Source organism: Bacillus sp. UNC437CL72CviS29 (genome assembly GCF_000482345.1).
GTDB lineage: Bacteria > Bacillota > Bacilli > Bacillales > Bacillaceae_G > Bacillus_A > Bacillus_A arachidis.
On sequence record NZ_KI535305.1, the window covers coordinates 15,059 to 37,185 of the forward strand.

The 22,127-nt window shown below is 34.2% G+C and carries 24 protein-coding genes; 18 read left to right on the forward strand and 6 right to left on the reverse strand.

What is annotated here, in order from left to right; all coding sequences use genetic code 11:
• Positions 1-8 precede the first annotated feature (8 nt).
• The 3 genes from M014_RS0125860 (at position 9) to M014_RS0125870 (ending at position 1,740) form a co-directional block, all read left to right on the forward strand.
• Positions 9-734, forward strand: a complete 726-nt coding sequence (locus tag M014_RS0125860) for an aspartate/glutamate racemase family protein (protein WP_026594280.1) — start codon at positions 9-11, stop codon at positions 732-734.
• 95 nt (positions 735-829) lie between these two features.
• Positions 830-1,303: an SAM-dependent methyltransferase gene (locus M014_RS0125865; protein WP_026594281.1), complete on the forward strand. Its 474-nt coding sequence runs from the start codon at positions 830-832 to the stop codon at positions 1,301-1,303.
• Positions 1,300-1,740, forward strand: a complete 441-nt coding sequence (locus M014_RS0125870; protein ID WP_026594282.1) for a GNAT family N-acetyltransferase — start codon at positions 1,300-1,302, stop codon at positions 1,738-1,740. The genes M014_RS0125865 and M014_RS0125870 overlap by 4 nt, the downstream gene beginning before the upstream one ends.
• 420 nt (positions 1,741-2,160) lie before the next feature.
• Here M014_RS0125870 and M014_RS0125880 read toward each other — a convergent pair whose 3' ends face one another.
• A complete protein-coding gene (locus M014_RS0125880; RefSeq protein ID WP_026594283.1) occupies positions 2,161-2,700 on the reverse strand; it encodes an HAD-IIIA family hydrolase in 540 nt (179 codons plus the stop codon).
• 26 nt (positions 2,701-2,726) lie between these two features.
• The gene (locus M014_RS0125885; protein WP_026594284.1) at positions 2,727-3,158 is read right to left on the reverse strand and encodes a GNAT family N-acetyltransferase; all 432 of its coding nucleotides are present in this window, start codon (positions 3,156-3,158) and stop codon (positions 2,727-2,729) included.
• A 188-nt stretch (positions 3,159-3,346) separates the two neighbouring features.
• Between M014_RS0125885 and M014_RS0125890 the strand changes: the two genes are divergently transcribed.
• The 4 genes from M014_RS0125890 to M014_RS0125905 all read left to right on the forward strand — a co-directional run bounded on the left by M014_RS0125890 (position 3,347) and on the right by M014_RS0125905 (position 6,862).
• Positions 3,347-4,072 carry an ABC transporter ATP-binding protein gene (locus tag M014_RS0125890; protein WP_026594285.1) on the forward strand — a complete coding sequence of 242 codons (726 nt, stop codon included), beginning with the start codon at positions 3,347-3,349 and terminating at the stop codon, positions 4,070-4,072.
• Entirely contained in the window at positions 4,050-5,246 is a 1,197-nt protein-coding gene (locus M014_RS0125895; RefSeq protein WP_026594286.1) for an ABC transporter permease, read from the forward strand. The genes M014_RS0125890 and M014_RS0125895 overlap by 23 nt, the downstream gene beginning before the upstream one ends.
• Positions 5,247-5,526: 280 nt before the next feature.
• Positions 5,527-6,102 (forward strand): YpjP family protein, encoded by a 576-nt coding sequence (locus M014_RS0125900; protein ID WP_026594287.1) that lies wholly within the window; start codon positions 5,527-5,529, stop codon positions 6,100-6,102.
• 127 nt (positions 6,103-6,229) lie between these two features.
• Positions 6,230-6,862, forward strand: coding sequence for an HAD family hydrolase (locus M014_RS0125905; RefSeq protein ID WP_026594288.1), 633 nt, complete (start codon positions 6,230-6,232; stop codon positions 6,860-6,862).
• Between the two features lie 207 nt (positions 6,863-7,069).
• Here M014_RS0125905 and M014_RS0125910 read toward each other — a convergent pair whose 3' ends face one another.
• Complete coding sequence (locus M014_RS0125910) at positions 7,070-8,527, reverse strand: serine hydrolase (RefSeq protein WP_026594289.1); 1,458 nt, start codon at positions 8,525-8,527, stop codon at positions 7,070-7,072.
• A 257-nt stretch (positions 8,528-8,784) separates the two neighbouring features.
• On the opposite strand from M014_RS0125910, the gene M014_RS0125915 reads away from it, so the two are divergent.
• From M014_RS0125915 to M014_RS0125935, 5 genes are all read left to right on the forward strand, one after another.
• Complete coding sequence (locus tag M014_RS0125915; RefSeq protein ID WP_026594290.1) at positions 8,785-9,741, forward strand: thymidylate synthase; 957 nt, start codon at positions 8,785-8,787, stop codon at positions 9,739-9,741.
• Positions 9,742-9,761: 20 nt separating this feature from the next.
• On the forward strand, positions 9,762-10,250 hold the full coding sequence (locus tag M014_RS0125920; RefSeq protein ID WP_026594291.1) for a dihydrofolate reductase: 489 nt from the start codon (positions 9,762-9,764) through the stop codon (positions 10,248-10,250).
• Positions 10,251-10,436: 186 nt separating this feature from the next.
• Positions 10,437-12,422, forward strand: a complete 1,986-nt coding sequence (locus tag M014_RS0125925) for a penicillin-binding transpeptidase domain-containing protein (RefSeq protein ID WP_026594292.1) — start codon at positions 10,437-10,439, stop codon at positions 12,420-12,422.
• Between the two features lie 237 nt (positions 12,423-12,659).
• Positions 12,660-13,295, forward strand: a complete 636-nt coding sequence (locus M014_RS0125930) for an FMN-dependent NADH-azoreductase (RefSeq protein ID WP_026594293.1) — start codon at positions 12,660-12,662, stop codon at positions 13,293-13,295.
• Between the two features lie 111 nt (positions 13,296-13,406).
• On the forward strand, positions 13,407-14,126 hold the full coding sequence (locus M014_RS0125935; RefSeq protein WP_026594294.1) for a lysophospholipid acyltransferase family protein: 720 nt from the start codon (positions 13,407-13,409) through the stop codon (positions 14,124-14,126).
• A gap of 35 nt (positions 14,127-14,161) precedes the next feature.
• Here the strand turns inward: M014_RS0125935 and trhA are convergent, their stop codons facing one another.
• Positions 14,162-14,818 carry a PAQR family membrane homeostasis protein TrhA gene (gene trhA, locus M014_RS0125940; RefSeq protein WP_026594295.1) on the reverse strand — a complete coding sequence of 219 codons (657 nt, stop codon included), beginning with the start codon at positions 14,816-14,818 and terminating at the stop codon, positions 14,162-14,164.
• Between the two features lie 191 nt (positions 14,819-15,009).
• Here trhA and tatA point away from each other — a divergent pair, with 191 nt between their 5' ends.
• The 4 genes from tatA to M014_RS0125960 all read left to right on the forward strand — a co-directional run bounded on the left by tatA (position 15,010) and on the right by M014_RS0125960 (position 17,365).
• Entirely contained in the window at positions 15,010-15,174 is a 165-nt protein-coding gene (gene tatA / locus M014_RS0125945; protein ID WP_026594296.1) for a twin-arginine translocase TatA/TatE family subunit, read from the forward strand.
• Positions 15,175-15,220: 46 nt separating this feature from the next.
• Positions 15,221-15,964: a twin-arginine translocase subunit TatC gene (gene tatC / locus M014_RS0125950; RefSeq protein WP_026594297.1), complete on the forward strand. Its 744-nt coding sequence runs from the start codon at positions 15,221-15,223 to the stop codon at positions 15,962-15,964.
• A 154-nt stretch (positions 15,965-16,118) separates the two neighbouring features.
• Positions 16,119-16,370 (forward strand): DUF2535 family protein, encoded by a 252-nt coding sequence (locus M014_RS0125955; protein WP_026594298.1) that lies wholly within the window; start codon positions 16,119-16,121, stop codon positions 16,368-16,370.
• A 152-nt stretch (positions 16,371-16,522) separates the two neighbouring features.
• On the forward strand, positions 16,523-17,365 hold the full coding sequence (locus M014_RS0125960) for a DegV family protein (protein ID WP_035415791.1): 843 nt from the start codon (positions 16,523-16,525) through the stop codon (positions 17,363-17,365).
• A 176-nt stretch (positions 17,366-17,541) separates the two neighbouring features.
• Here M014_RS0125960 and M014_RS0125965 read toward each other — a convergent pair whose 3' ends face one another.
• Complete coding sequence (locus tag M014_RS0125965; protein ID WP_026594300.1) at positions 17,542-18,519, reverse strand: MBL fold metallo-hydrolase; 978 nt, start codon at positions 18,517-18,519, stop codon at positions 17,542-17,544.
• Between the two features lie 346 nt (positions 18,520-18,865).
• Here M014_RS0125965 and M014_RS0125970 point away from each other — a divergent pair, with 346 nt between their 5' ends.
• Positions 18,866-19,450: an SCO family protein gene (locus M014_RS0125970; protein WP_026594301.1), complete on the forward strand. Its 585-nt coding sequence runs from the start codon at positions 18,866-18,868 to the stop codon at positions 19,448-19,450.
• A 51-nt stretch (positions 19,451-19,501) separates the two neighbouring features.
• On the opposite strand, the gene M014_RS0125975 is transcribed toward M014_RS0125970, so the two are convergent.
• The gene (locus M014_RS0125975) at positions 19,502-19,969 is read right to left on the reverse strand and encodes an Hsp20/alpha crystallin family protein (protein ID WP_026594302.1); all 468 of its coding nucleotides are present in this window, start codon (positions 19,967-19,969) and stop codon (positions 19,502-19,504) included.
• A gap of 218 nt (positions 19,970-20,187) precedes the next feature.
• Here M014_RS0125975 and asnB point away from each other — a divergent pair, with 218 nt between their 5' ends.
• The gene (gene asnB / locus M014_RS0125980; protein ID WP_003197399.1) at positions 20,188-22,089 is read left to right on the forward strand and encodes an asparagine synthase (glutamine-hydrolyzing); all 1,902 of its coding nucleotides are present in this window, start codon (positions 20,188-20,190) and stop codon (positions 22,087-22,089) included.
• Positions 22,090-22,127: the final 38 nt, after the last annotated feature.

Sequence of the window (22,127 nt, forward strand, 5' to 3'; positions counted from 1 at the left end):
GAATAATTATGAAAGTGATGGGGCTTATTGGTGGAATGAGCTGGGAGTCTTCAGCAGAATATTATCGTATTATCAATGAAGAAGTAAAGAACAGGTTAGGAGGATTACATTCAGCAAAATGTCTTTTATATAGCGTTGATTTTGAAGAGATTGAACAATATCAATCTGAGGGTGATTGGGAACAAGCAGGAAGCGTATTGGGAGAAGCTGCATATTCTCTTGAGAAAGCTGGTGCAGACTTCATTGTTATTTGTACGAATACAATGCATAAGGTGATTGGTAATATTAAAGGGAAAGTGAGTATCCCTATTTTACATATTGCAGATGCAACAGCTATGGAAATAAAAAAACAAGGAATTCGATCAGTTGGTTTACTTGGAACGAAATATACGATGGAACAAGATTTTTACAAATCACGTATAGAAGAAAAGGGTATGAAAGTAATAATACCAAATCAAACAGAAAGGGAAATAGTAAATAGAATCATATATAACGAGTTATGTTTAGGAAAGATTAATCAAACATCAAGAGATTCCTATAAAAAAATAATACATAGTTTAGTACAAAATGGAGCAGAAGGAATTATATTAGGGTGTACGGAAATAGGGTTATTAGTAAAACAGGAGGATACTCAAGTTCCTTTATTTGATACAACTTTTATACATGCTGTTGAAGCTGTGAATATTTCCTTAGGTAGCTATTTGGATGCAGTACAAGAGAATAAAATAAAATAACATAATTTTATTATGTAAACTGATGTGATTGTATAGATGGAAAACATTCAGAAAATATTTTATAATGAAAGTGGTTACAAAAAGGGGGAGTATGGATGTTTTCACTTCAGCCAATTGCTTTTGTACATAATGAAAGAAAAATGATAATGGATGATGAATGGGGAGATGTACAATCTCTTATTACGTTAACTGATGCATATGCAGAAGAGAGTATACAAGGAATTGAAAGTTTTTCGCATATTGAAGTAATCTTTTATTTTCATAAAGTGAAAGATGAACAGATTCAATATTCGGCTAGACATCCACGAAATAATAAGGAATATCCGAAAGTAGGTATTTTTGCACAGCGAGGGAAAAATCGTCCAAATCGATTAGGAGCGACAATTGCAAAAGTTGTAAGGCGAGAAGGAAAATCAATTGTAGTTGAAGGATTAGATGCAATTGATGGCACACCTATATTGGATATAAAACCCGTTATGAGAGAGTTTGTACCGAATGATGGAATTACACAACCCGAATGGGCAACGAACATTATGAAAGAGTATTGGAAAGGGAGCGGAACAAAATGAAAATATATGAAGCAAAAATTACAGATTTAGATGGATTAGCGGTTGTATTTAATAATTATCGCATGTTCTATAGACAGGAATCGAATGTAGAAGAAGCAAAAATGTTTTTGCGTAATCGCATAGAAAGAGAAGAATCTATTATTTTTGTAGCAGTAGAGGATGGCCAATACCTTGGATTTACCCAATTGTACCCTTCTTTTTCATCGGTTTCGATGAAAGAGTTATGGATATTAAATGACCTTTTTGTACAAGAAAGTAAACGCGGAGCTGGAATTGGAAAGAAATTATTAGAAGCAGCTAGAATCTTCGCATTAGAGAATGGCGCCAAAGGATTAAAACTGCAAACAGAAATAGATAACAAATCAGCCCAGCGATTATATGCTGAAAATGGTTATTTGAGGGATAATCGCTATTTTCATTATGAACTAACATTCTAAAGTTAATATGGATGCAGGTGAAAACACAAACAGAACGCTATCATTCAACATATGTTGCTATTGTACAAGCTAACTCGTCTGTTCTTATAACTTATATATGATAGGGTGAAGTTGTTTTGCCACAGAATCCATACCTAAATCCACACCTTGTGATAAGCCAGTGCAATTAATTGATTTCTACATGAGCCCAGGAAATCTATATTTATTTTTTGCTGAAATGGTTGAAGTATTAGGGGTTTATTTATGTGAATCATTTGGTTTTATCCCAGTTATTGTACCAATTTCTATGAATACAACGTACAATATTATTTGTGATTGTTAGTATATTTGTATATAAAAAATAAAAAGCTTAACATATTACGCTTGATAAATGTGTTAAGCTTTTTATGTGGTACTAATTGTTGAGAAGAAGGTTATTCTTTAAAATTGTATTATATGTTGCAGCAGAATCCAGCTGACAGCATCTTGAAAGTTTTCTGCAATATAATCTGGTTCCATATCAGCCCATTTATCGCGATATGTGTGCAAAGCATCATATCCAGCTCCGGTTTGAACTAAGATCGTTGTTGCATTCACATTTATACCAGCAACGATATCAGTCCAGCGATCACCGATGACAATACATTTTGTTAAATCTAGCACATGTTTTTCTGCTGCTTGCAAGAGCATACCTGTACTTGGTTTTCGGCATTCACATCCATCTCCATGTCTGTGAGGACAAAGGTACACATCATCAAAACCGAATGATTCCAATTCTTGAATAAAATCTTCTATAGTTGCTTTCCCATCAGCAATACCAGGTTGATTTGTAAAGGAAAATAGTTTTATATTCTGTGCTTTTAATGCACGTAAAGCGTCATGTGTAAAGGGAAATAAGGTAAATTCACCAGGATAATGTACGGTAGTATCTCCTCCAATGGTTCCATCACGATCGATAAATATTGCTTGAATGTTTGTCATAATAATAATTCCTTTCAACTAGTAGATTAAAAGTATTTTACAAATCGATAACCATTTACTTCGTAGCCTAATTTTTTATAGAACGGATGAGCTTCTTTTCTTTGTGTACCACTTACAAGCCATGTTCCAATACAGTTATGTTTTTTTGCTAGTTGTTCTGCATAATCCATTAAAATTTGGCCAATTCCTTTTCGGCGTGCTGACAGATCAACACTAATAATGGATATCTCCCCATATCGTGTTACATCTTCTAAGTTTTCTCGTATGCGAAATCCGAGGAATCCGAATATCACATTATCTTCTTCGTAAACATATAGGAAATCAAACGGACTCATTTCAACAAATTGTAAGCGGTTTTGCATGTCGACATGAGAAATATTAGAGCCTTTTAATTCTTTCGTGAGTGAACAAAGTGCTTCTATATCATTCACAGTCGCTTTTCGAATGTGAGATTCCATTCTCTCAACTCCATCTATAAATGTAAATTAACAACTCCAAATGTTAAATATTCTGTTAAAAATCGTTTTTTCCTGCTAATAATACGAATATGAATATTTAATATATTAGATATATAGAATGATATTTTAAGGGAAAATATGTTATAATTCCCCTGGAGTTTATTGTAAGTGGGAAGAGGGGAAGTAATTTGTTACAGGTCAATATTCAATCGGCGGGTTATGAAGCAGGAGAAAAAACAATCCATGACATAGCATTTTCAATTGAAAAAGGTGAATTAGTCGCTCTTATTGGTGCAAATGGCGCTGGAAAAAGTACGACGATTAAATCAATGCTTGGCTTGCTTGCGCATATGGATGGCGAAATTTTATTTGGTGAAAAAGAGAATCCGTATGCCTATGTACCGGAACATCCAACATATTATGATTACTTAACGCTATGGGAGCACATTGAATTGTTAATGGCTGCACGTGGGTGTGAAGCAGGGAGCTGGGAGGAGCGGGCACAGGAGTTTTTACATACATTTCGAATGGAGAAGCATAAACACGAATATTTATCGAAGTTTTCAAAAGGTATGAAACAAAAATCGATGTTGATTTTAGCGTTTTTAACGGAACCAGACTTTTATATTATCGATGAGCCGTTTATTGGATTAGATCCAGTAGCAACACGAGAATTTTTAAATTTCTTATATAAAGAGAAAGAGCGAGGCGCAGGAATTTTACTTTGTACGCACGTATTGGATACAGCCGAAAGAATATGTGAACGATTTTTACTTATTTCACAAGGTACTTTAGTAGCAAATGGGAATTTAGAAACGATTCAATCGTTAGCAGAAATGCCGGAAAGGTCATTATTAGATTGTTTTGATGCAATCGTAAGGCGGGAACAACATGATGAAACAACAATTTTATAAAAGGTTACGTTATGAATGGCAGAGGAAATGGAAATCGATTCGATCTGTTACGGATTGGACGGTAGCTCTCTATATTATAATTCCAGCGGTTATATTTAGTGGAATCTATTACCGTTCATTATGGACACGAGAATTAACAGTTGAAGAACCTGCTTATTTTTTAATAGGTTTGTTTGTGTTTTTCTTTGCTACATATTCAAGAGGGATGCGTTCGTTTTTTGAACAAGCAGATAGCCTGTTTTTAATTCAACATCCAGTTCATATGCAAAAGTTAATAAAGTGTGGAATGATATATACATGTATTCGAATAAGTATAATGAATAGTATTGTAACGCTCATTATGTTACCTATATTGGTTAAGAGTATGGGGGCTTCTCTTTTACAAGTTGTATTATTTTGGCTGTCCTTTACCGTTTTTCGGTGCATGTTATCACTATTGGTAAGATATATATATGTGCGTGGTGGAAAGCGCTGGGTATTATGGATTGTAAAGATTATCGTATTTTTTATGAGTTTTATTTGCTTGGGAAGTGGTGTGTTTTTAGGTTTTAAACATCCAGTATATGCAGTGTTATTTATCATTGCATTGATTGGAATTAGTTTGATATTGATAAAACAAAAAATGAACTATCAACGTTTCTTTTTTAAGGAAGTTGAAAAAGAAAAGGAAGAGAGTATGCGCTGGACGAAGGAAATTATGCACTTTAGTGGTCAAACTACGAAGCCAAGTAATAATTCAAGACCATGGTTGTTTCCACGCTCGAAGCATATACTGGGAAAAAAATCGGATTCGCGTATTATTGAATCATTTATAAAGGAGTATTTTCGATCAGGTACTTCTTTAAGTTTTTATATTAAAATTATCTTGATGAGTGCAACATCTATAAAAGTAACACCATGGTGGATTGCGCTTATTATTATCGTATTTTCCTGTGTTGCAATTGCACGTTATTCTGGTGATCAATGGAATGAGTTTGCAAAGAAAATGTTTCTCCAATTGTATTGTGAGCAAGGGAAGTTATTATGGTTAAAAGGAAGGGCAACGATGTGTTTGTTTATTCCAGCTGTTTTGATTTATGCAACAGTTATACTCGCACAGTTTTATTTATTACCAGCTATCATCATTGGTATTTTCTTATTAATCGTAATAGGCTGGATTGTATTTTTGCCATAGAAAAAGAGCCAGGATGGCTCTTTTTTAATCTGTAATAGACTGGTAAATAAAATATAAGAGAACAAAAATGCTTACGACGGAGTACATGACATCTAGAGTCATAAAAAATCCTCCTCACTATAGTTGTATTTATATTGTATGAAATCTTACTATTCCATAGTCAAATGAAAAAAATATGAAAATTAATAAATTTGTAAAGTGCAAAAATTAGCATCATTTTGTATAATGGAAGAAACAACCGTTATAGAAATATAAGTAGTGAAAGAGGAGGGAATAAAAAATGCCAAATTGGTTTAGAAAAACGTTAGTCGCATTAATTACTGTGTTTACATTTGGCTTAGTGACGCCTCCTTCTATTTTGCTTGATAATGCAAAAGCGGACAAGCCTACAAGGCAACAAAATTTGGAGCAGACGTCCTATACATATGAACAAGATCGTGAGAGGTTAACCGCAGATACCTTTATCACATATGCAATGCAAGAGGCTGAAAAACAATCTATGCAAAAGTTTGGTTCTAAAATCGGTCCTGTCATTGAAGATGAGTTTAAAGATATTATTTTACCTAAAATAGAAGAGGCAATTGCAGAGCTTGCTACAGATTTACCAGAAGAGTCATTACAATCATTAGCAATTTCACAAAAACCAGCAGGTGGTAATAATGAAAAGATTTTTCATGTATATGACACAAAAACAGGAAACGACTTACTGCGTTTTCATGTAAGACGTGATCATCCACCGCAAAATGGATATTATTTTAATTTCCATTACCACCGCTTTGATGATGGTTATACAGCGCACCATGAGCTAGGAGATATTTATTGGAATACGAATATGCCGCCGAAATGGCTGTCTTAGTGAAAAAGAACAAGGGCGATGCCCTTGTTCTTTTTTGTTTTTATAGATGTGAAGGTGAAGTAGGCCTTAACAGCGAATAGAATGATGTTTAGATTTGTTTGAAAAAGAGGATAAAGGAGTATTCATTATGTTGAAATATATTGTATTTGACTTTGATGGTACATTAGTAGATTCACAAGATATATTTGTGCCTATTTATAATCAACTTGCTGAAAAACATGGGTATAAAACAGTAAGTGAAGAAGAAATTGAGCCTTTGAGAAAGTTATCTATTCCGGAAAGATGTAAACAGCTGCATGTACCACTGTATAAATTACCTGTATTAGCGCTAGAATTTTATAAGCTATATCAGCCAGCTATTAAAGATTTAGTTTTATTTCATGGAATGAAGGAAGTATTAGATGAATTAGATAGGAAGGGGTATAAAATAGCAGTAATATCTTCTAATTCAGAAGAGCATATTAGAACGTTTTTACATAATAATCAAATAGAAAATATTCAAGAAGTTTTTTGTTCGAAAAATCTGTTTGGTAAAGATAAAATCATCAAGAAATTTTTAAAAACAAAAAAAATAACAGAAAAAGATATGTTATATGTTGGAGATGAACAACGAGATATTGTTGCATGTAAAAAAGTTGGAGTAAATGTGATATGGGTTGGATGGGGATATGATGTGATAGAAACGGTCAAGGAAGATTCTCCAGATTATATGGTAAATACACCGAATGAAATTTTACATGTCGTTGAGTCAATGTATTAAAATGATAGAAAGAAAAGGGGATGCAGCAGTTTGAACCAGGTATTTATCACATTGAATTTTGGGTAACCAATATACAGTGGATTTTTATGATTCGAACGGTTTTGTCGTAGAAGTTTCTTATACGCCTAATGTTGAAATGTGGGCTCGGTTAGAACAATAAAAATAGAGGGAAGTATAGTACTCCCTCTATTTTGTATATCGGTATTTTTATTTTATTTTTGTAAATGCTAGAGGTTGTGTACTTAACATAACTGGTACGTGTAATTGAATCGCTTGGAATTCCCCATTTGTATTCATCTCATAAGCAAGCAACACATTCATTTCTGTTTGGAATAAGTCTAATGTTGCACAAAACATATCGTAGTGATAATGCTGTAATTGGACTTTCATTTCTGTAAATTGTAAAGATAACTCTTCATTTTGCTTATATACTTCTAGTGTTCCATAAGCTGGATGTTCAAATGTTCCAGTATAGTCTCCTAATGTATGAGAAGGCACTGTTCCTTTTACTTGCTCTGGAAGTGATTGGTTTACTTCTTTCATCATTTCCTTCAATTTAGCGGTGTCTTCTATAGCGCGCTTATGCCAATCAATTGTTTCTAATCCAAGGAGTTCATCATAAATTTGATTTGCAAGATAACTAGGAAGTAATGTATTTCCAGAGTTGGTTAATATAACAAGACCTATATTTTCTTTTGGAATGAATGAAACAAGTGCTGTAAAACCATCGATATTTCCGCCGTGATGGATCACTTTATAACCTCGATAAGCACTAATAAACCAGCCAAGACCATAACTATTTAATGGAGATTCAGGTGTAGATAAAATAGGTTGATCAGGAATTGTATTGTGCGGTGTATACATTTGTTGTAGTAGTTCAGAAGATAGTAATTCATGCTCTCCAATTTTTCCTTGATTTAGATGGAACAGCACCCAATTTGCCATATCTTCAATTGTAGAATTGATGCATCCAGCAGCTCCTACAGTGTCAATATTACGGAATGGTACTTCTTGTATTTCCCCATCTTTCTCAACGTAAGGAAAAGCATAGTCATTCGTATCTTGTGAGTCTATGACAGAGAAGTTTGTTTGTTCCATTTGAAGTGGTTCTAATATATGTTCTTTGGCGTATTGTTCCCATGTCCGATCTGTAATGTTTTCTACCATATAGCTAATTGTTGCATACATTAAATTGTTATATAAGAAAGCGGTACGGAATGGAGCATCGAGTGATAAATGTTTTATTTTTTCAACGAGTTCTTTTCGCTTTAAGGAAGAGTTGTACCAAAGAGCATCATGACGACTTACGCCAGAGCGGTGGGAAGCTAAATCTCGAGCTGTAATTTGCGAGCTTGCAAATACATCGGATAAAGAGAATGTAGGAATATAAGCTTGGACAGGAGCATCCCAATCAAACTTTTTCTGCCCTGCTAATAAGCTTAAAGAAAGCGTACCAAACGCTTTTGTCGCAGATCCAATTGCAAAATGTGTTTGAGGAGTAACCGGCTCTTTCTGTTCTAAATTTCGATAGCCAAATCCTTCTGAAACAATGACCTCACTATCTTTTATTACTGCTACAGCAGCCCCAGGGACGTGTAAATCTTTCATCATTTTTTCAATTGTTGTTTGTAATGTACAAACAACAGGGATTTTTGTTTTACTCATGCTTCTAACCTCCAAATATTATTTTATACTTCCGCACTATATTTTCTTTGATAAGAAGTTAAATCCCTCTGAAAAGATGAAAAGTTAAGAATTTTGTAAGATTCATTAAAATTGAGATTCCAAATTAAAATTCAGTTAATACTTATTATATTGAAATGTTTTTTTATATGTTTTACGGAGAGTTTTGCATGCAGAATTATTTTTTGTATGATAAACTCCATATAGGAAATAGATGCGAAAGAGGGTTTTTCTTACATATGAAACATGCTGAATATGAATACTTAAATTTATGCCGCCATGTTATGGAGCATGGTACAAAAAAAGAAGATCGTACAGGAACAGGGACTGTATCTGTATTTGGATATCAAATGCGTTTTAACCTTAGTGAAGGATTTCCTTTATTAACGACAAAACGTGTACCATTCCGCTTAGTAGCCAGTGAGCTTCTTTGGTTTATGAAAGGTGATACAAACATTCGTTATTTGCTTCAAAATAACAATAATATTTGGAATGAATGGGCGTTTAAAAACTGGGTGGAAAGTGATTCTTATAAAGGACCAGATATGACAGACTTTGGACTTCGTTCTCAGCAGGATGAAGAATTTAAGAAACACTATGATGAGCAAATGGAATTGTTTAAAAAGAATGTATTAGAAGATGATGATTTTGCAAAGCAATATGGTTCTTTAGGAGATGTGTATGGAAAGCAATGGCGCGCGTGGAAAACAACAGCTGGAGAAACACTTGATCAGTTAAAAGATGTAATTGAAATGATTAAGAAAACACCAGATTCTCGTCGTTTACTCGTTTCTGCATGGAATCCTGAAGATGTGCCAAGCATGGCATTGCCTCCATGTCACACGCTATTCCAATTTTACGTAGCAGACGGAAAACTATCATGTCAGTTGTATCAACGAAGCGGTGATATTTTCCTTGGCATTCCATTTAATATTGCAAGCTATTCGTTGCTAACACATTTAATTGCGCATGAATGTGGCTTAGAAGTAGGAGAGTTTGTTCATACAATTGGAGACGCGCATATCTACACAAATCATTTCGAGCAAGTGGAAAAGCAATTAGCGCGTGAACCACGCCCATTCCCGACGTTAAAATTGAATGCAGATGTAAAGTCTGTTTTTGATTTTGAAATGGAGGATTTAACATTAGAAGGCTATGATCCACATCCTGCAATTAAAGCGCCTGTCGCAGTGTAAGCATAAAAGGAGATGAAAATATGATTATTTCATTTATGGTCGCAATGGATGAAGATAAAGTTATCGGTAAGGATAATAAGTTACCATGGCATTTACCAAGTGAATTGCAATATGTTAAGAAGACAACAATGGGTCACTCACTTATTATGGGAAGAAAAAATCATGAAGCAATCGGAAGGCCACTTCCAGGAAGACGAAATATTATTGTAACGCGTAATATGAATTATCATGTAGAAGGTTGTGAAATTGCGCATTCAGTAGAAGAAGTATTTGAGCTATGTAAAAATGAGGAGGAAATTTTCATATTTGGCGGAGCGCAAATTTACGAATTATTTTTACCATATGTAAACAAGCTTTATATAACGAAGATTCACCATTCATTTGGAGGGGATACTTTCTTTCCAGAAATGAATATGAAAGAGTGGAAAGAAGTTTTTGTAGAAAAAGGCGTTATGGATGAAAAGAATCCATATACATACTACTATCACATATATGAAAAACAACAATAATTATAAAAAGATTGATGTGGGATGTTCACATCAATCTTTTTATTTGGATAACAAGATAAGACTTTATGGATGAACTTTCTTGGTGATATAATGGGAGAGGTTGTAAGTTTTAGGATTTTAGCAAAATTCTATAAAAGAAAGATTTCCATTTATAAATTCTTTGTTTAGCTAAAGGAGGAGAATCGATTGAAAAAATTATGGGGATTGCTTTTTCTTTGTTTTACACTCATGCTAGTAGGATGTGGGAAAGAAGAGAAGCCAGAACAAGCATTTGATACATATGCAAAAGCGTGGAATAAGCAAAAGTTTGCAGATATGTATGATCAATTATCAGAAAATGCAAAAAAAACCATTTCAAAAAAAGATTTTACAGAGAAGTATGAAAAGATTTATGCAGGTATTGAAGTTAAAAATTTAAAAGTAGAAACAGGAAAAGTTAAAGAAGATAAAGAAGATAAAGGACCAGTTCCTTTTAAGGTGAGTATGGATACAGTTGGCGGGAAAATTTCCTTCTCGCACGAAGCAAAACTTGTGAAAGAAAAAGATGGAGATAAAGAATCTTGGAAAATAGATTGGACTCCAGATTTTATTTTTCCAGGGATGACAAAAGACAGTAAAATACGTATGCAAACAGTTCAAGCGAAGCGCGGAGAAATATATGATCGTAATGGAAAAGGGCTCGCAACGAATGGAAAGGCGTCTGAAATTGGCATGATTCCAGGACAATTAGGAGACGCTGCACCGCAGACGAAAGAAATAGTAGCAAAATTACTTAATATGTCTGTAGAGGAAATTGATCAAAAGCTTACAGCTAAATGGGTGAAACCAGATTATTTTGTACCACTCGGTATTTTACAAGAAGGTGCAACGCAAAATGATTATATGGATTTACCAGGAGTCTCATCTCGTCCAGTAAAAGTTCGTACATATCCATTAGGAGAAGCTTCAGCACACTTAACGGGATACATGGGAAAAGTGAATGCAGAAGATTTAAAGACCCTTCAGAAAAAAGGTTATCAAGCGGATGATCCAGTTGGGAAAGCTGGATTAGAACAAGTATTTGAAGCTGAATTGCGCGGCGAAAAAGGTGGTCGTGTCTTTATGGAGGATGCACAAGGGAAAGAGATGAAAGACTTAGCTAAAAAAGAAGCAAAAGATGGAAAAAATATTACTTTAACAATTGATAGTACAGTTCAAGAAAAAATCTTTAATGAAATGAAGGGAGAGGCTGGTTCAAGTGCAGCCATCAATCCGCAAACTGGTGAAACAATTGCGCTTGTAAGTAGCCCTGCATATAACCCGAATATAATGGTAAGAGGTGCGTCAAAAGCACAACGTGAAGCGTGGGATAATGATCTGAAAAAGCCAATGACGAATCGCTTTACACAAGCATCGGCACCAGGTTCTGTATTTAAAGCAATTACAGGTGCAATCGGTCTTGAAACGAAAACAATTGATCCAAAAGAGGAATTGAAAATTGAAGGATTACAATGGACAAAAGATTCTTCATGGGGAAATTATTATGTAACACGTGTAAAAGATGCAAGTCCAATTGATTTTGATAAAGCAATGAAGTATTCTGATAACATTTACTTTGCACAACAAGCGATAAAAATTGGTAAAGATAAATTTGTGAGCGAAGCAAAGAAATTCGGATTTGATGAAAAATTACCAATTGAATACCCATTCCCAGTTTCAACAATTGCAAAAGATGGTATTAAAAATGATATTCAAATGGCCGATACAGGGTATGGACAAGGCAAAGTATTAATGACGCCTCTTCATTTAGCATTAACGTATGCACCAATTGTTAATGAAGGGAATATACCGTCTCCACACCTTATTAAAGATGATAAACAAGTTAAACCTTGGAAAGAAAATGTGATTTCTAAGGGAAACCAAGAGATATTAAAAAATGCGTTAACAAAAGTAATTAATGATGAAGATGGCACAGGGAAAATTGCTAAAATTGACGGTATGACTCTCGCTGGAAAAACGGGAACAGCTGAGTTGAAAGAATCGAAGGAAGCAGATGGAAAAGAACTTGGATGGTTCGCTGCTTTTGACGTAAACTCACCGAATATGATTGTTACAATGATGATTGAAGATGTGAAGGGCCGGGGTGGAAGTAATGTTCCTGGTGAAAAAGTGAAACATGTTTTTCAAAAGTAATACTTAAGAAAAAGCTATCTCCTTAAATGGGAGATAGCTTTTTTTCGTGTAGATTTCATAATGAAATGTGAAGATTTAATGAAAGAAGACGAAAGGTTTATTTACTTACGAAAAAAAAGTAACTATTTTTTATTGACAAAAAAAGAATGGTTTTGTATGATACTTACATAAGGTAAGTGATTTACTTTTAAATAAAAAATCTCAAATTAAAGATATTAATTAAGGGAGAGAATAAAAATGACAAAAGTACTATTTATTACAGCAAATCCAAATTCAGCAGAAGCATCTTTCGGTATGGCAGTAGGGGAAGCATTTATCGAAACGTATAAAAATGAGCACCCACAAGATGAAGTGGTAACAATTGATCTATTTAACACAACAGTACCAGAAATTGATGCAGAAGTATTTGCAGCTTGGAGGAAATTTGCAGCAGGTGAAGGCTTTGAAGCGTTAAGTGAAAGCCAACAACAAAAAATTGCAGCAATGAATACAAACTTAGAAACATTTATGACTGCAGATCGTTATGTATTTGTAACACCAATGTGGAACTTCAGCTATCCACCAGTAGTAAAAGCATACTTAGATAACCTATCTATCGCAGGTAAAACATTTAAATATACTGAAAATGGTCCAGTTGGATTATTAGAAGGTAAAAAAGCACTTCACATTCAAGCTACAGGTGGCATTTACTCTGAAGGAGCATATGCAGCAATGGACTTTGGACGTAACCACTTAAATGCTGTATTAGGATTTATGGGGGTATCTGATACAGAATACCTTGCAGTTGAAGGAATGAATGCAAATCCTGAACAAGCACAAGAAATTAAAGAAGCAGCAATTGCAAATGCACGTGAAGTAGCAAAACATTTCTAATATAGAAAACTCAAAAATGTCCAAACGCTTGTCGTTTGGACATTTTTTCTTCTTTTTCCTTCGTTTGTCTAGTATAATTAATAACGGAAAGATAATAGGTGGGGGTTCTATATGATTCAAACGTTTTTTAAAATCTTTTATTTAATCTTAATTGTAATTGGTATTACACCGAGGCTATGGCGTATAAAGCGTAAAGCAAATACGATGTCGCCACAAGAAAAAGATCGCCTTGTGCATAAAACAACAAGCTGGTTTGGTAAGAAAATGGTTCGTGTAGCCGGATCGACTGTACAAGTAAACGGACTTGAAAATGTGCCAAAAGATAAGCCTGTACTTGTTGTAAGTAATCATCAAAGTGACATGGATATTCCCGTTTTACTTGGGTACTTAAATAAACCAATTGGATTTGTTTCAAAAGCAGAAATTAAGAAATTTCCGCTTGTACCAACTTGGATGGAATTGATGAATTGTGTATTTATGGATCGTAGTAATCGTCGTCAGTCTCTTCAAGCCATTAAAGACGGAATTGAACTTTTAAAAAATGGTCATTCGATTGTAATTTTTCCAGAAGGAACACGCAGCAAGGGCTGTGAAATGGGAGAATTTAAAGCAGGGAGTTTTCATCTTGCGGTAAAGTCTGGTGTCGCTATCTTACCCGTAACATTAGATGGGACATATAAGATGTTTGAAGCAAATGGAAACCGCATGAAGCCTGCGCATGCAACGGTAACCATTTCCAAACCAATTACACCTGAACAATACGCAAGTATGGATGTAAAAGAATTAACGCAATATACGAAAGATATTATTGCAGCTCAACTACATAAGTAATAAAAAAATCTCAGCTTGTTCAAGCTGAGATTTTTTTATGCAACAGGCAATACATAAAACAATACACAGAAAAACATCATTGTGCTACCACCTAATACAAAAAGGTGCCAAATCGCGTGGTTGAAGGGGAGTTTTTCCCAAAGAAAGAATATAGCCCCTACTGAATATAAAATCCCGCCGGTTAACAATAGTGAGAATCCGTGCCCAGTTAAATTTTCATAAAGTGGTTTGATAGCGACAATAATGAGCCAGCCCATAATGACGTAGCACAGTGTTGACATTTTAATAAAACGGCGTACAAAGAAAATTTTAAAGATAATTCCACCGATAGCAAGCGTCCAAATAATTGCAAGTAATGTCCAACCAAGTGGGCCACGCAGTGTAATAAGTAAAAACGGTGTATAGGTGCCAGCTATTAATAGGTAAATAGCAGAGTGGTCTAAAATCGTAAATAATTTTTCTACTTTTGGATGATGGATGCTATGTAATAGCGTAGAAAATAAATATAGTAGAAACATGCTCACACCGTAAACAGTAAATGCAACAACAGCAGAGGCTGTGCCATGCTTCGAAGCATGAACAATTAATATGATAAGGGCAGGAATGCTTAAAATAGCACCAATGCCATGGGTAATCGCATTAGCAATCTCTTCTTTGACGAACTGTGTCATTCGTGTTATTTTTTGCGCCATGGTTTAAATCCTTTCTCAGTTAATGAAATAAGATGTATTTTCTTTACCTTATCATATACAAAAGAAATAGAAAATGAAAATTGTTTAAGTGATTATATTTTCGAATTTTTTTGACAAAAGACAGCGGATACATTGACGTTTACAAACTTTTTTGACAAAATAAAATTAAGTGAGATTAAGGGGGAAGTCATATGCCAAATATTGGGGTTCCAGGATTGATATTAATTTTAGTACTCGCTTTAATTATTTTTGGTCCAAAAAAGTTACCTGAAATTGGACGAGCTTTTGGGGAGACATTAAAAGAGTTTAAAAGGTCTGCAAAAGGTTTACACGATGATACAGATGAAAAAAAATAAATTTTGTTTCTATGCCGTATAGTGAATGGGGAATGTGATGAGAAGAATGAACAATCAAGAGATGAGTGTCATAGAACACCTTGGAGAGTTAAGGAAGCGACTCATTATAACAGCGCTGACGTTTCTGATTTTTATTGTCATTGGCTTTTCATTTACGAAAGAAATATATAATTTTATCGTAAAAGATTTGAATATGAAATTAACTGTTTTAGGTCCGAGTGATATTTTATGGATTTATTTTGTAATTGCAGCTGTCTTTTCAATTGTCTGTACAATACCAGTTGCAGCTTTACAAATTTGGCTATTTGTAAAGCCAGCATTACATGAACATGAACGAAAAATGACAATTCTGTATATACCGGCATTATTTTTATTGTTTATTGGAGGACTTTGTTTCGGTTATTTTCTTATTTTGCCATTTATTTTACAATTTTTAATGAGTCTCGGTGAGGATATGTTTCAGACAATGTTTACAACGGATAAGTACTTTTCATTTGTTATGAATATGACTGTACCGTTTGCAGTGATTTTTGAACTTCCCGTCATCGCAATGTTTTTAACAAGCATAGGAGTTCTCAATCCGATAGCACTACAAAAAGTGAGAAGATACGCATATTTCATTTTAATTGTAATTGCTGTTTGTATTACGCCACCAGACTTTATTTCTGATTTTTCAGTAGCGGTACCTCTTCTTGTAATTTATGAATTAAGTATTACAGCATCAAAGTTTGTGTATAAGAGGAAAATGAAACGAGAAATGAATAAAGAATCAAAAAGTGCCTCATTATGAAGGCACTTTTTTAATATATTTGTTATACTATACTTGTAATCGTATACAATATAAAGAAGAAAAAAATTGTGGAATCCCCGAAATTTAGACAAACTTTTCACCAATGTAAGTTTATACTAAAGTTATAAATCCAACAAAAAAGAGGATTGATATCGTGATCATGAAAAGTTTTTATTTCACCCATTCAACAGGGAATTGTGTCAAAATATTTGAAATCCCTGTCTTACACGCACAACATCCGTTAGCATTTCTAATTCAGTCACGTCTTCAACTATTTATTGCTAAAATTCAAAAACAAAAACAACCGAGATTCTCATACTCTTTTCGCGAATATTTACAAAGTTGCTTAAAGTGGAATGATTATTCAAATGTGTATCAAACAAATTCACTTGAAAAAAATGCATAATCTAAAATAGAGACAGGGCAAATGTGCTCTGTCATTTTCTTTTTGGGCATAAAAACCAAAGAATTTTGTCGAAAATAAGCTCAAACTGTTGAAAGCATTGTGAATACTAGTATAATAACAAGGAGAGCGTATTGGAAAGGGAAGAAAAAAATATGCAAAAAATAAAAATTGTAACAGATTCAACGGCAGATTTATCACAAGATGTGATTGAGAAATATGATATTCATGTTATCCCATTATCTATTTCTGTAAATGGACAAACATATTTAGACCGTGTAGATTTACAACCTGATGAATTTATTGAGGAAATGATAAAATCAGAAGAATTACCAAAAACATCACAACCTGCTATGGGATCATTTGTAGAAATGTATGAAAAGCTAGGAGAAGATGGCAGTCAGGTACTTTCTATACATATGACAAGTGGAATGAGTGGTACAGTTGCAACGGCAAATAGTGCTGCATCAATGACAGAAACAAAAGTTACTGTTGTTGATTCTCAATTTATTACACATGCTTTAGCATATCAAGTAATTGAAGCTGCGAAAATGGCTCAAGAGGAGCGCTCGTTAGAAGATATTTTAAATCGTCTTGATGAAGTAAGAAAGAATACTCGTTTGTATGTAGTTGTGGATACGTTAGAAAATCTAGTAAAAGGTGGACGTATTGGAAAAGGAAAAGCATTCATTGGTTCTTTATTGAATATTAAACCGATTGCTAGTCTAGATGAGGGTGTATATAATCCTGTAACAAAAGTGCGTAGTCAAGGACAAATCGTAAAAACATTATCCAAACTATTTGAAGAAGAGACGGCAGGAAAAGTAATAAAGGCAGTTGCTATTCCTCATGCAAAAGCAATTCCCCTAGCAGAAAGCGTAAAAGCAGCTGTTGAAAAAATTAGTGGGTTTACACAATCAGAAATTTTTTATACAACTCCAGTTATTAGTACTCATACAGGACCAGGCGCAATTGGATTTATGTATTTAGCAGAGTAAAAAAAAGCTACTTGAATGAAATCATTCAAGTAGCTTTTTTTTACTAATATAGAAAATATGAGATAAGAAGAGTAATCAAGGCGCTTCCGCTAATGATGCAACGTTTTTGTAAATATTTTTCCATGAAAACACCCTTTTTGTTTTTTCTCTATATAATGTATTTTCAAAAAAAGTTGTTATACATTAAGATGTTTGAACGCTTGAGTATGCTCTTTTTTCTTATTTTTGGATGGGGTCGAAATATATGTCTGCCCAAGAAACAATACATGAAGTTGGTCCCACGGTAACATACGTAAGTTCCAGTTATTACGAAGTCGTGTAATTGCCTCTTTAGGCGTCTCATCAGCAAGTGCAAACGTACCGTAATGCATTGGGATGAAATGCATTGCTTTTACATCTAGAAAAGCTTGTACTGCTTCCTCTGGAGAAACATGTGATACTTTCATAAACCATTCTGGTTCGTATGCACCAATAGGCATTAAGGCAATATCAATAGAAAATTGGTTGCCAATTTCTTTGAATCCTCGGAAATAGCCGCTATCACCGCAAAAATAAATCGTTTCATCTGTTGTACCATTATTTAAAACCCACCCACCCCAGTGGGAAGTGTTCATATCAAACAATGATCTTCTCGTCCAGTGCTGCGCTGGTACGAAGTGAAAGTCTACATCATTAATTTTTGTGAATTCCCACCAATTATATTCTTCTACTCGCAGAAACTTTTTTTTTGTAAATAACTTTTTTAATCCAGTAGGTACTAAGTATAGAACATCTGAATTCAATTGACGAAGTGTGGCAAAATCTAAATGATCATAATGACCGTGTGAAATAAGGACAATATCAATTTGGGGCAATTCCTGTAATGTAAGGCCGGGATTCGTTAACCTTGGCACAAGTTTTATTTTGTTTGACCATACTGGATCTGTTAAAATGTTGAGTCCATTCGTTTGTATAAGAAATGTTGAATGACCTATCCATGTAATCGTTGTTTTTTTAGTGTTCGTTCGTAAAAACTGAGTATGCTTGACAGGTGATTGTTCTACTAAATAAGAAAAATCTTTTTTGCTTTGTTTTCGTTCTTTACGCCAACGTAAAAAGGAACGAATTGTTTTTTTTGTACTAACATTATCCATGTTTTCATACCGTTTTACCATGAACATCACCTCATTTAAAATCTCTGTAGTTGTATTGTACCGAAATGTTGTAAAGGAAAAAAGTGAGAAAAATTGATTGTCGATTAAAAAATTGTAAAAAAAATAGTGCGGCCATCTTTACAAAGTGAGTGACTTATTGAAAATCGTTATGTAAAGAAGTAAGAAGGGAATGATATTAGTAAACAATGAAATAATTGTCTAGTAATTCGCTCAAAAATAGGAAGTAACATACCTAAATTCGTACGATTTCGTGAACAAATGCGATAAACAATTTTCTCATAGTGTTTACTTTTGTTATGATAAGCATGTCATACATAAATTAAAGAAAGAGAAGAGAGGTTTGAAAATGAAGCGTTATCAAAAGCTGATTGGTCTCATAGTTGTTTTTTGCTTCTTTATACTTGCAGGATGCGGCTCAGGGTCAAAACTCCGTAAACCATTAAATTGGGATTTAGAAACTTTTGAATACATAAATCAAGACGGTAAACAGTTTGGAACAAAAGATTTAAAAGGAAAAGTATGGGTGGCTGATTTTATGTTTACAAATTGTCAAACGGTTTGCCCTCCAATGACTGCGAATATGGCAAAGTTGCAGAAGATGGCAAAAGAGAAAAAGCTAGATGTGCAATTCGTTTCATTTAGTGTAGACCCTGAACTTGATAAGCCAGAGAATTTGAAAACATTTATACAAAAATTCACAGAAGATACAAGTAATTGGAACTTGCTAACAGGGTACTCATTAGAAGATATCAAGAAATTCTCAAAGGATAATTTCCAATCACTTGTAGATAAACCAGAGAATGGGCAAGTTATCCACGGAACATCATTTTTCTTAGTCGATCAAGAAGGTAAGGTAATGAAAAAGTATAGCGGAATGAGCAATACACCATATGAAGATATTTTACGTGATATGGAACGGTTATTGAAATAAAAGAAGGATGCTGAGCATCCTTCTTTTTGTATATGGAAAAATATATAATGGTTAATCTATCGATAAAATGTCGTGCTGTTGTGGAAGTTTTGGAGCGCGGATTTCTAAAATGCCATTTTGATAGGAAGCTTTTGCGTTTTTTTTCTCAATTAAATATGGAAGTTTAATCATGCGAGAAGCTCCTGACATGGAGCGCTCACGGCGATAGTAATTATGTGAAACTTCATCTTTTGTTTCTTCCATGAAATCTTCCGTAACAGAGATTTTTAAGTATTCGCTTTGAATTTCTATTTGGATTTGTTCCTTTTGAACGCCTGGGAGTTCTGCTTTTATGACTAGGTCTTCACCAGCTTCATATAGGTCTACAGGAAATGTTAATAAACGGTTTCCTTTTTGAAAAAAGTGATTCATATCTGCAATTACATCACGCAATGGTGTTTGTTCAAAAAAATCATCGATTTGCTTTAAGTAACTACGAATTGGTGGACGAGACGAAGAATCTTTTTTTTCATCACTCATGTTTTTTGCCTCCTAGAAATCAATTTGCAATATCATATGACAAATGTGTGCAAATGTGAGTGCCTATTTTTCATGTTTGTTCAAAAAAATTGGGTAAAATGTGAAATGGAGTGATTTTTTTATAGTTTTTATCGCCATATTGAGTTGATTATGCTAGTATAAATAGGGTTGATATAGTAGTATAGAAACAGAATGAAAACTGAAAGAGGGTAAGAAGAATGTGTGGTTTTGTAGGATGTTTATGTGAAAACCCTAGAGAGTTTTCAGAAACAGAAAAACATCAATTTGAAAATATGAACACGATTATTTTCCACCGTGGTCCAGATGACGAAGGATATTTTCGTGATGAACATGTACAATTTGGCTTCCGCCGTTTAAGTATCATTGACTTAGAGGCAGGACATCAGCCACTAACGTATGAAAATGATCGATATGTAATTATTTTTAATGGTGAAATTTACAATTATGTAGAATTACGTGAAATGTTACTTGAAAAAGGCGCAACATTTGCAACACAATCTGATACAGAAGTTATCATTGCATTGTATGCACATATGAAAGAAAAATGTGTAGATTACTTACGTGGTATGTTTGCATTTATGATTTGGGATCGTGAAGAAAAGAAACTTTTCGGTGCACGTGACCACTTCGGTATTAAGCCACTATATATCGCACAGCAAGGTGATACAACATTCTTTGCTTCTGAAAAGAAAAGTATTATGCATGTAATGCAAGACAAAGGGGTAAACCCAACTTCATTGCAACATTACTTTACGTACCAATATGGACCAGAGCCAGAAACACTAACTGTTGATATTAATAAAATTGAACCTGGTCATTATTTCGTAAAAGAAATCGGTAAAGAAATGGAAATTCATCGTTACTGGAAACCGTATTTCAATGCTTCAAGTGCAACAAAAGAGGAGCACATTCAAGCGATTCGTGATGTATTGTACGATTCTGTAAAAGTGCATATGCGTAGTGACGTACCAGTAGGTTCATTCTTATCTGGTGGTATTGATTCATCTATCATTGCTTCTATTGCAAGAGAAATGAATCCAAACCTTTTAACATTCTCTGTTGGTTTCGAACGCCGCGGCTTCAGTGAAGTTGATGTTGCAAAAGAAACTGCAGAAAAACTAGGTGTAACAAACCATAGTGTCTTCATTACAGCAAAAGAATTCATGAATGAATTCCCAAAAATCATTTGGCACATGGACGATCCTTTAGCTGATCCAGCTGCTGTACCATTGTACTTCGTTGCAAAGGAAGCTCGTAAGCATGTAACAGTAGTTCTTTCTGGTGAAGGTGCAGACGAGCTGTTTGGTGGATATAACATTTATCGCGAGCCAAATTCTTTAAAAATGTTCTCTTACATCCCTACTCCAGGGAAAAGCGTTTTAAAAGCATTAAGTGGTGCGCTTAAAGAAGGATTTAAAGGGAAAAGCTTCTTAGAGCGTGGATGTACACCAATTGAAGAACGTTACTATGGTAATGCGAAAATCTTCCGTGAAGAAGAAAAAGCTGAGCTAATGAAGTATTACAATGAAAGTGTAAACTATATGGATATCACGAAACCATTGTACAATGAAATTAAGGATTATGACGATGTTAGCAAAATGCAATATATCGACATGTTTACATGGCTACGTGGCGACATTTTATTAAAAGCTGATAAAATGACGATGGCAAATTCATTAGAACTTCGTGTACCGTTCTTAGATAAAGAAGTGTTTGACGTTGCGTCTAAAATTCCAACAGAATTAAAAATTGCAAATGGGACAACAAAAGCAATTTTACGCGAAGCAGTGCGAGGAATCGTTCCAGATCATGTATTAGATCGCAAAAAGCTAGGCTTCCCAGTACCAATTCGTCACTGGTTAAAAGATGAAATGCATGATTGGGCTGTTAATATTATTAAAGAAAGTAAAACAGAGCATTTAATCGACAAACAGTACGTATTAAACTTACTGGAAGCACACTGTGCGGATAAAGGTGATTATAGCCGTAAAATTTGGACAGTACTTGCGTTTATGGTATGGCATCAAATTTATGTAGAGCATAAATACGATACAAATGAGTTTCATGAAGAAACAAAGCGTGCGTATAGCTTAGTTTAAGTAGAAAAACCTTAAGGTCATATACGACCTTAAGGTTT